The following is a 10240-nucleotide window of genomic DNA, read 5'->3' as shown; positions in this document are numbered from 1 at the left end:
CAAGGGTGGTGAGATACGGCAACGGTGCCCCCTCATCCGACCCTTCGGGCCACCTTCTCCCCTGCGGGGAGAAGAAACGCCCGGCAATGCCGGGCGTCCTTAATCTATTAGAGCAACTTAGCGGTTACGGCCGCGATGGCCGTTGCCGGAAGCGCGCTTTTCCTGGCCGTTGCCGCCGGCAGGGGCGTGGCGGTTGGCGCCGCTGCCGCCGGGCTTGCGGGCCGGGCGACGGTGCTTGCGCGGGCCGGCCGGGCGGCCTGCGTCGCCTTCAGCCTGCTTGACGCGCTTGAAGTCGGAGGTGACTTCAAGATCGTTGTCCGCTTCGCGCGGTGCGTGGTGGCGCGACGGGCGGGATTCGCCGTTGTGACGGCCGCCTTCGCGGGGACCACGCTGATGGCCGCCATTGTTGTTGCGGCCGCCGCGGTTGTTGTTGGGGCGCGTTGGGCTCGCAAGACCGGCCGGGCGCTCGCCGGAGGCGACCGGAATATCGATCTTCATCAGCTTTTCGATGTCGTGCAGCAGGCGGGTTTCGTCCGGGGCGCAAAACGCAATGGCGATGCCGTCGCGGCCGGCGCGGGCGGTACGGCCGATGCGGTGAACATAGGCGTCGGGCACTTCCGGCAGGTCATAGTTGAAGACGTGGGTGACGGCCGGAATGTCGATGCCGCGGGCAGCGACGTCGGTTGCCACCAGCACCTTGATCTCGCCATCCTTGAAGCCCTTGAGAGCGCGCTCGCGCTGGCCCTGGCTCTTGTTGCCGTGGATGGAGGCGACCTTGAAGCCGATATGTTCGAGATGCTTGTAGAGCTTCTCGGCGCCGTGCTTGGTGCGCAGGAACACGATGGCGCGGCCATCCGGGTTTTCGTTGAGCGACTTTTTCAGAAGCTCGGTCTTGTCGTTCTTGCCGGCGACGAAGTGAACATATTGCTCCACCTTGTCGGCTGCCTTGCCGGGCGGGGTCACTTCCACCTTGAGCGGATCGGTCAGGTAGCTGTGGGCGAGATCGGCGATCGCCTTCGGCATGGTGGCCGAGAAGAGCAGCGTCTGGCGCTTGGCCGGCACCATCTTCGAAATTTTGCGCAGATCGTGGATGAAGCCGAGATCGAGCATCTGGTCCGCTTCATCGAGCACCAGATAGGTGACCTTGGAAAGCGAGATGGCGTTGCGGGCGATGAGGTCCAGCAGGCGACCGGGGGTCGCCACCAGAATGTCCGTGCCCTTTTCGAGCTGAAGCTGCTGCTTGTTGATCGATGCGCCGCCAACCACCTGGTTGATGCGCAGCGGCGTCTTCTTCACGAAAGAGCGCAGATTCTCGCCGATCTGGTTCACCAGCTCGCGGGTGGGGGCGAGGATGAGGGTGCGGCAGGTGCGGTTTGCCGGGCGGTCCGCCTGCTTCATCAGCATTTCGATGATGGGCAGGCCGAAAGCGGCGGTCTTGCCGGTGCCGGTCTGTGCGAGGCCGATCAGGTCACGGCCTTCGAGCAGCAGCGGAATGGCCTTTGCCTGAATGGGAGTAGGGGTCGTATAGCCAAGCTGGGTAACGCTGGCCACAATCTTTTCGGAGAGGCCGAGTTCGCTAAAACTGGTCAATATAATGCCTTTCGGGGCGCCAAAAACCAATCGTCCGGAACAGGGCTGCTGTCCGGCGGTTTCGGCGTCAAGAACCCCGCGTGAATTGGGAACTTGTGGGTTGGAATAACTTTCTGCGCATCAGTGCGGCACATGCCGTCTTCTGTATTCTTTGCGCTTTTTCCTTCATGCGGGCCAGATTCCTTATTTTAAGGACGTCTTTCCGGTCATACGCTGCAGCTCACGCGGCTGCCGAAGGTGAAAGCTTGAGGGCCATGTGGGCGTTTTGTGCGTCAAAGTCAAGCGATAGTTTTGTAACGCCGCCGCTTGAGGGCGCATGGCAGCCATGCGTACCGTTAGCCGGCGATTGCCGGGACGGTGCGGGCGCCAGCGAAGAATTATGGTTAAAAAAGGGTAACGACACCGTCGGATACATAGCAAAGATCGATTTTCTCACATAACGTTTTTTGCGACGGCGTCCGGAAATATTTGATTCGACAGGAATGGACTGCAAGGTGTGGAGTATCGATTGACCGAAGGCTGCGGGTTGCTGGAAAAGGCTTGCAGGGCCGTTGCCGCCCTGGACCTGCCCGCGTGCATCAAGGACAGCGAACTTCGCTATATCGCGGTCAATTCCGCCTATGCCCGGATCATGGAGCGCCCGCCCGGGGCATTCAAGGGACACACCAGCCTTTCCCTTTCCGCCGATATTCGCGATGCCGAGCGCGAGGACAGGGAGCGCCGCTCGCTGGTCTTCGCCACGGATGAGATGATTGCCTGCCATGGTGGGGGCACGTCCGGGCCATACACGCTTCGCTGCGAACGTTTCACCGGTGACGACGGCAATCTGTTCCTGTTCGAAGCGTTCGAGGATATGCCGTCCGCCACCGCGGAGGTTTTTCCGCAAGCCGACAGCGCTTCGAAGCTGCTGTTCGGCAGCGGCGTGATCGATCTCGTCGATGCGGGTATCGTGATTTATGACCGCGAAAACCGGCTGGTCTACTGCAATACCCGCTTCAGGGAATTCTACAGCGCGCTCGGTGTCGACCTGAAGGCCGGCGTCCCGCTCGAGACGCTGATGAGGGCGATTTATTTTTCGAGCGGCTACCGCGATGCGAAGGCCGGCGATCCGGCGTTCGAAGTGTGGATGCAGGAGCAGCTGCGGGATTTTTCCCTGCCCTATCTCGAAAGGGTGGAGCAGTTTGCCGATGGCCGCTGGGTGCGCATGGTCAACAAGCGGCTGGAAAACGGCATGCTGGTGGGACTGCGGGTGGATGTCACCGAGTTCAAGGCGCATGAGACGCTTCTGAGCACGCAGATCCGCGAGACCTGGCTTCTGCGCGCCGCGCTTGAGCAATTGCCGGTCGGCGTGTTCCTGCGGGATCAGGACAGGCGGCTTACCTTTGCCAATGCGGCCTATGAGAAATTTCTGGGCGGCAGCCTCGCCGACCATATCGGCAAGACCGAATGCGAGATGTTTCCGGAGGATGGCCCGCAGTTCCAGCGGGAAAACGAGCATATTCTGCGAACCGGGGAAGCGATTGAAAAGACCGGAAGCGTTCCGCTTGCGGATGGCGGCATCATTCCCGTCATCACAAGGCTCGGCCGGGTCGCGACGCCGGATGACGACTATTATCTGGTGGGCTCGGTCACCGATGCCAGCCTGTTGCAGGACCGGGAAAAGGCGCTGATCGCCGCGCAGGCCGAGGCTGAGGCGCTGCACCGCCAGCTTGAAGCGGTTCTGCATGCCCTGCCGGTGGGCGTGCTGCTGCTCAGCGCCGATCTCGTCATCGAATATGTCAATCCGTTCTTTTATGAGGTCTGGGGCGAGATCGGCGGCGAGAAGTCGCTTGTCGGCAAAAGTTATCGCGAATTCATGGAGATGAATTTCGACAGCGGCCTTTATGACTATGGCGACAGGCCTTTCGATGAGGTCTATGGCGAGCGGGTGCAGCGGCTTCTGAAGGAGGAGGTCTTTGCGCCCCGCGAGGTGCGCAGCAAAAGCGGCAAGGTCACGGTGATTTCGAAAACCCGGCTCGAAGGCGGGAAAATCCTCAGCACCTATGCCGACGTCACCGATGTGCGCATGCGCGATGTTGAGATCAGCAAGGCGAAGGCCGAACTGGAGCGGGTCGGCGAATATATGCAGGGCGCTACCCGCGCCATGGCGCAGGGGCTGGTGCTGGTCGAGCAGGGCACCATCATCATGTCCAACGAGGCGATGGCGCGCATGTTCGACGTGCCGCCGCATCTTCTGGAAAAGGGCTGCAACTGGTCGGGTTTCTTCGCCCATTGCGCCGGGCGCGGCGATTTCGGCACGGCCGGGGAGGCTGCGGAGACGCTGCGCGCCTGGAGGGAGAATATCGCCGCCAACCGGCCGTTTTCCTGGCTCATCCATGTCGCCGGCAAAAGCTGGCTCAATCTGGAGGCCACCAACAGTTCCGGCAATTACTGGCTCATCATCGTCACCGATGTGACCGAGATGAAGCTGCGTGAAGAGGAATTGCAGCGGCTGCTATCGCGTGCGGAAGCGGCGGATCGGGCCAAATCGGAATTCCTCGCCAATATGAGCCATGAAATCCGCACGCCGATGAACGGCGTTCTCGGCATGGCGGAGCTTCTGGCCAAGTCCAATCTCGATACGCGCCAGAAGACCTTTACCGATATCATCGTCAAGTCCGGCAATGCGCTTCTGACGATCATCAACGACATTCTCGATTTCTCGAAGATCGAGGCCGGGCAGATGAGGCTGCGCAGCGTGCCCTTCGATCCGGCGGAGGCGGTCGAGGATGTGGTGTCGCTGCTGTCCTCAGCGGCGCTTGAAAAGGACATAGAGCTGATCGTTCGGATCGATGCTTCCGTCTTCGGCAAGGTCATCGGCGATGCCGGCCGCTTTCGGCAGATCGTCACCAATATCGTTGGAAACGCCGTCAAGTTCACGGAAGTGGGGCATGTGCTGGTCGAGCTTTCGGCACGTTCGGCGGAAGCCTCCGAGGCCATCCTGTCACTGCGCGTCGAAGACAGCGGCATCGGCATTCCGGCCGACAAGCTTGAAACCATCTTCGACAAGTTCAGTCAGGTCGACGGCTCCGCGACGCGCCGGCACGAGGGAACGGGGCTGGGGCTGGCGATCACGGTCGGTCTCGTCGGCCTGTTCGACGGCGCGATCAAGGTCGTCAGCGATGTCGGCAGGGGATCGACCTTCGAGGTCAATATTCCGTTTCAGGTGACCGAGAGACAGCGCGACCTCCCGCTTCTTTCCGTGGCGATCGAAGATATCCGCGTGCTCGTCATCGACGATAACGACGTCAATCGCCGCATATTGACGGAGCAGTTGCGCAGTTGGGGCATAGACGGCCACGCGGTGGAAGACGGGCCTTCCGGCATCGCCGTGCTTGAGGAGGCGGCCTCGCTCGGTTTTTCCATCGACGCCATCGTTCTCGATTATCATATGCCTGTCATGAACGGGCTGGATGTGGTGGAGCGGATCCGGGCGGATGCGCGCTTTGACGACATCGCCATTGTTTTCCTGACCTCCATGGATGTCGTCGGCGACGAGACGCTGTTTACCGATCTCAATGTGCAGGCGCATCTGATGAAGCCGGCGCGGGCGCGGCTCCTGCGTTCCACCCTCTTCGATGTGGTGCGGGATGTGCGGCTGAAACGCGCCCGGCAAACTCCGGTCCCGCGTGAAGGTCTCGGTGATGGCGCCGTCCGGCCGGAAAAAGGCTCCGCCGAAAGAAAGCAGCGCGATGCCGCATCGACGGCGGTGCCGGCGCGGCATCGGCCCAGCCTTGTCGATGTGCTGGTGGCCGAGGACAATGACGTCAATCAGATTGTCTTTACCCAGATATTGCAGCAGGCGGGTCTGCGCTTTCTGATCGTCGGCAATGGCAAGAAAGCCGTGCAGGCGTGGCAGGAGAACAATCCCGCCATCATCCTGATGGATGTTTCGATGCCGGTCATGAACGGACATCAGGCGACGCAGGCCATCCGCGCCGCGGAACGGACCGCCGCCGACGGCCGGCATGTGCCGATCATCGGCGTTACCGCCCATACGCAGGAGGCGGACCGGGAACTATGCCTGCAGGCAGGCATGGATGATTATCTGTCGAAGCCCATCAGCCCGGAAACGCTCGAAGACAAGATCGCGCAATGGCTGGGCGAAAACATGCCGCGCCGCGACGTGCCGGGCGTGTGACTTTTCGACCGAAACACTGCTCTGCTTCGCGTCAGCCGAAGGGTTTGGTCCCGCAGAGCATTTCCCGCTTTCCGGCAAAACCTTTCCGGCGCTCCAGCTCAAAACCGGCGGCGATGAGGTTGCGGCGAACGAAGCCGGCGGCGGCATAGGTGGCGAATGTGCCGCCCGGCGCCGTCTTTGCGAAAAGCGCCTGCATGATTTCCAGCGACCACATGTCCGGATTGCGCGCGGGTGCGAAGCCATCGAGGAACCAGGCGTCAAAACTTTCCTCGCTTGCGGAAATGCCGGCGAGCGCCTCGCCACAGACCACCGTCAGGCGCGTTTCGTCATCGAGCTGGATTTCGACCCGTCCTTTCGGCTCGGCGGGCCAGAGGGCGGTGAGCGCCTTGCGTTCGGCATCCACTTCCGGCCAGCGGGAAAGCGCCCGGTCGATTTCCTCCGCCTTCATCGGGTAGAGTTCGAAGGAGATGAAATGCAGTGTGGAGCGGCCGTTGCGCCTCTCTTTCCACTGGCGCCATGTCTCGCAGAGGTTAAGCCCGGTGCCGAAGCCCAGTTCGCCGATGCGGAAGGTGCCCTCCCGTTCGAGCCAACGCTCTGGCAGGCCGTTTCCGGAGAGGAAGACATGGCCGCATTCCAGCCGGCCATCCGTCTGGCAATAAAAATGGTCGTCAAAGGCCAGTGAATAGGGCATATCCCCGTCACGCCAGTCGAGCGCGGTGGGGGTTTCCCCGGCCGGTGAACCGGCCGCCGCGCCGGTCTCTGTGATATTTTCGTTGGAATGTTTCATGGCTAAAGCCGATAATCCCGCTTTCGAACAGGGTCAATCTCCAAGATTGCCGGCTTCCGTGCCGCTTCTCATCGTCGGCGGCGGCATCATGGGGCTGTGGGCTGCCGTCAAGGCGGAACGGCTCGGCATCGAGACGTTGCTCGTGGAGGCGGATCGGCCCGGCGGCGGCGCCAGCGGCGGGCTGCTGGGCGCGTTAATGCCGCATATGCCGGACCGCTGGTCGGACAAGAAACAATTCCAGTTCGATGCGCTCATTGCGCTGGAAAAAGAGATTGCCGTGCTGGAGGCGGAGACCGGGCTTTCCGCCGGCTACCGTCGCTCCGGCCGTATCATTCCGCTGCCCAGGCCGCATCTGCGCGCCATTGCCGAACGGCACGAACGGGATGCGCTGGAGAACTGGGTGTCGGGCGAGCGCCGGTTCCATTGGCATGTCGGCGACAGGCCTTCGGTCGCGGGCTGGGTGGATGATGCGGCGGGTGAGGCGGGTTTCGTGTTCGATACGCTGGCGGCGCGGGTTTCGCCACGTGCGATGATCACCCTTCTTTCGGCTTTTCTCGGTAAGGCGCGGCATGTGCGGCTGGCGGAAGGTTGCCGCGTCATTTCGCTCGACGCGGATGCCGGGCGGGCGGTGCTGACGTCGGGCGACGCGGTTTCTTTCGGCCATGTCATCGTCGCCAACGGCCATGGTTCCTTCCCTCTGATCCGCGATGCCCTCGGTCTGGAGGCCGGTGTGGCGCTGGGGCAGGCGGTAAAGGGGCAGGCAGCACTTCTCGACGCGGCGGCCGATCCGGCGATGCCGGTCGTGTTCCTGAACGGTCTTTATATCGTGCCGCATGAGGATGGCACGGTCGCGATCGGCAGTACCAGCGAAGATTGTTTTTCCGATCCCTTCAGTACGGATGAAAAGCTCGAAAAACTGCTTGCCGATGCGTCTGCCGTTGTTCCCTCGCTCATCCGCGCGCCGGTGCTGGAACGCTGGGCCGGGCTGCGCCCGAAGGCGGTGGGGAGGGACCCGATGGTGGGCACGATCCCCGGTCATCCGAAGCTCGTTGCGCTGACCGGCGGCTTCAAGGTCAGCTTCGGGCTTGCGCATTTTCTTGCCGATGCGGCGTTGCAGACCGTGTGCGGTCACACGCCTGTCATCCCCTCGGGCTTTCGCCTTCAACAACACGTGAGTATTGCCGCTGCGGACTTTAGAAAGTTCTGATCAGGCCGCCCACGTCGTTAATCTGTCACGCAAATCACTTATTTGCTGGCCTGCAACGAGGCCGGTTTGTCCGCATTTGCGGCGAGGTGACAGTGCATGCGATACGCCATTCATTTCACGCCTTCCCCCAATGACCCCCTGACGCAGGCGGCTGCCGCGTGGTTGGGGCGCGATGCCTATTCCGGTCAGGCGGTGGAGCCGCCGGGCATGATCGATCTCGGCATGCAGGAGATTTCCTACCATACGGCGCTGCCGCGCCGTTACGGTTTCCATGGCACGATCAAGGCTCCCTTCCGTCTTGCGGAGGGCCATTCCGAAGCGGCGCTTCTGCGTGACCTGATGTATTTTTCCGGCAGGCAGGAGCCCTTCACACTGCCGCAACTGGTGGTGGCAAGGCAGGAGAATGTCTTCAGCCTCGTTCCCGAGCGCCCCTGCGAAGTGCTGCATTTCTTTGCCGCCCGCGTGGTGCAGGAATTCGACCGTTACCGGGCGCCGCTCTCCGACGCGGAAATCGAGCGGGCGGATCCGGACCGGCTTTCGGCCTCGCAGCTCACCAATCTGCATCGCTGGGGCAGCCCGCATGTGATGGACGAGTTCCGGTTCCAGATGTCGCTGACGGGCGGTGTGGAAGCTTCCAGCAGCCAGAGGATAGAGCGGGCCGTGCGCAAGGTTTTCGAGCCGCTGCTGACCCGATCCCTGCAGTTTTCCACCCTTGCGCTTTTCATCGAGGATGAACCGGGTGCACCTTTCCGGGTACACTCGCTTCACCCCATGGGCCGTGTTTCCGCCCGAAAGATCGCCTGAAGAGCGCGCCGGAGTAATCGTATACAAAAAAGCATCGGAATGTCGGCAAGATTGATCTCGACATTCCGGATGCGGATGCTACCGTTCGGATATCGCATATCTGAAGCGTGTGTTGCGCCCCTTCCGGGTCATAGCGCTTCGGAGGTCTGTTTTATGTCTCCCGAAATCGGTTTCCGCCTTGGGAGAGATGTTCTGGGTGGCTGCATGATTTCCGAAAATTACTCCCGCAATCTGGTGGGCTATGGCCGCAATGTTCCCGATCCGAAATGGCCGGGCGGCGCGCGCATCGCCGTGCAATTCGTCATCAATTACGAGGAGGGCGGCGAGAGCTGCATTCTCGACAATGACAAGGCGTCGGAATCGCTGCTGTCGGAAATCGTCGGCGCCCAGCCCTGGCCCGGCCAGCGCAACCTGAACATGGAATCGATCTATGAATATGGCTCGCGCGCCGGCTTCTGGCGGCTGTGGCGCATGTTCACCAGTCTTGGCGTCACCACCACCGTTTATGGCGTGACCGCCGCCATGGCCCGCAACCCGGAAGCCGTTGCGGCGATGAAGGAAGCGGGCTGGGAAATCGCAAGCCACGGTTACCGCTGGCTGGAATATAAGGATTTTTCCGAAGAAGAAGAGCGCAAGCATATAGTCGAAGCCGTGCGTCTGCACATGGAGGTTACCGGCGAGCGTCCCTATGGCATGTATCAGGGCAAGCCTTCGGACAATACGCTGCGCCTTGTCATGGAAGAGGGCGGTTTCCTCTATTCGTCGGACTCCTATGCCGACGATTTGCCCTATTGGGTGAAGGGCGTGAAGGACGAGCCGTTCCTGATCATTCCCTATACGCTCGAAACCAACGATATGCGTTTCGCCACGCCGCAGGGCTTCAATTCCGGCGACCAGTTCTTCACCTATCTGAAGGATGCTTTCGATGTGCTTTATCATGAAGGTGCCGAAGGTGCGCCGAAGATGATGAGCGTCGGCCTGCATTGCCGTCTTGTTGGCCGTCCCGGCCGCGCGGCGGCTCTTCGCCGTTTCATCGAATATGTGCTCGGCCACGAGAAGGTGTGGATCCCGCAGCGCATCGAGATTGCCCGTCACTGGCATGAACATCACAAGCCGGAGGTGCTTTGATGGTGACGCGTGAGGACTTTGTCACCCGTTTCGGCGGCGTGTTCGAACATTCGCCTTTCATCGCCGAGCGAGCCTATGATGCTGGTGGAGCCGGCCTGGAACTGACGGCGAAGGCGGTTCACGCCGCGCTTAGCGCGCAGTTTCGCGCCGCTTCCGAGGCGGAAAGGCTTGGCGTGTTGCGGGCGCATCCCGATCTTGCCGGCAAGCTGGCGATTGCGGGCGAGTTGACGGCCGACAGCCGCAACGAACAGGCTGGTGCGGGCCTGGACCGGCTTACTCCGGAAGAGCACGCCCGTTTTACCGAATTGAATGGCGCCTATACCGAAAAATTCGGCTTTCCCTTCATCATCGCGGTCAAGGGGCTGAACAGGTACGATATTCTTTCCGCCTTCGAGACGCGCATCGGCAACGGTGCAGCCGAAGAATTTGAGACGGCGACGGCGCAGGTGGAGAAGATCGCCTGGCTTCGCCTTTCCTCGATGCTGCCGGAAGGCTGAATTGGCGAGCGGTGGCCGTTCTGCTAGAATCGCGCCGTCTGGAGATG

7 protein-coding genes are annotated in these 10240 nt (G+C 61.5%); 5 read left to right on the top strand and 2 right to left on the bottom strand.

The features are described from left to right. Positions 1 to 117: 117 nt before the first annotated feature. Complete coding sequence (locus AGR7B_RS11310) at positions 118 to 1590, bottom strand: DEAD/DEAH box helicase (RefSeq protein ID WP_078051724.1); 1473 nt, start codon at positions 1588 to 1590, stop codon at positions 118 to 120. Positions 1591 to 2098: 508 nt separating this feature from the next. On the opposite strand from AGR7B_RS11310, the gene AGR7B_RS11305 reads away from it, so the two are divergent. Continuing rightward, on the top strand, positions 2099 to 5770 hold the full coding sequence (locus tag AGR7B_RS11305; RefSeq protein ID WP_162934111.1) for a response regulator: 3672 nt from the start codon (positions 2099 to 2101) through the stop codon (positions 5768 to 5770). Positions 5771 to 5801: 31 nt separating this feature from the next. Here the strand turns inward: AGR7B_RS11305 and mnmC2 are convergent, their stop codons facing one another. Further along, a complete protein-coding gene (gene mnmC2, locus AGR7B_RS11300; RefSeq protein ID WP_080856674.1) occupies positions 5802 to 6557 on the bottom strand; it encodes a tRNA (5-methylaminomethyl-2-thiouridine)(34)-methyltransferase MnmC2 in 756 nt (251 codons plus the stop codon). On the opposite strand from mnmC2, the gene AGR7B_RS11295 reads away from it, so the two are divergent. The 4 genes from AGR7B_RS11295 (at position 6556) to uraD (ending at position 10193) form a co-directional block, all read left to right on the top strand. Continuing rightward, on the top strand, positions 6556 to 7764 hold the full coding sequence (locus AGR7B_RS11295; RefSeq protein WP_080856673.1) for an NAD(P)/FAD-dependent oxidoreductase: 1209 nt from the start codon (positions 6556 to 6558) through the stop codon (positions 7762 to 7764). The two genes, mnmC2 and AGR7B_RS11295, sit on opposite strands and share 2 nt — an antisense overlap. A gap of 96 nt (positions 7765 to 7860) precedes the next feature. After that, complete coding sequence (locus tag AGR7B_RS11290) at positions 7861 to 8568, top strand: DUF1045 domain-containing protein (protein ID WP_080856672.1); 708 nt, start codon at positions 7861 to 7863, stop codon at positions 8566 to 8568. Between the two features lie 204 nt (positions 8569 to 8772). Then, entirely contained in the window at positions 8773 to 9696 is a 924-nt protein-coding gene (gene puuE, locus AGR7B_RS11285) for an allantoinase PuuE (RefSeq protein WP_080856671.1), read from the top strand. After that, the gene (gene uraD / locus AGR7B_RS11280) at positions 9696 to 10193 is read left to right on the top strand and encodes a 2-oxo-4-hydroxy-4-carboxy-5-ureidoimidazoline decarboxylase (RefSeq protein WP_080856670.1); all 498 of its coding nucleotides are present in this window, start codon (positions 9696 to 9698) and stop codon (positions 10191 to 10193) included. Before puuE ends, uraD begins: the two co-directional genes overlap by 1 nt. The last annotated feature ends 47 nt before the right edge of the window (positions 10194 to 10240 follow it).

Source organism: Agrobacterium deltaense RV3 (genome assembly GCF_900013505.1).
GTDB classification, from domain to species: Bacteria; Pseudomonadota; Alphaproteobacteria; order Rhizobiales; family Rhizobiaceae; genus Agrobacterium; species Agrobacterium leguminum.
The sequence above is the reverse complement of the archived record's forward strand: the minus strand, read 5'-3'. Positions and strand labels throughout refer to the sequence as shown.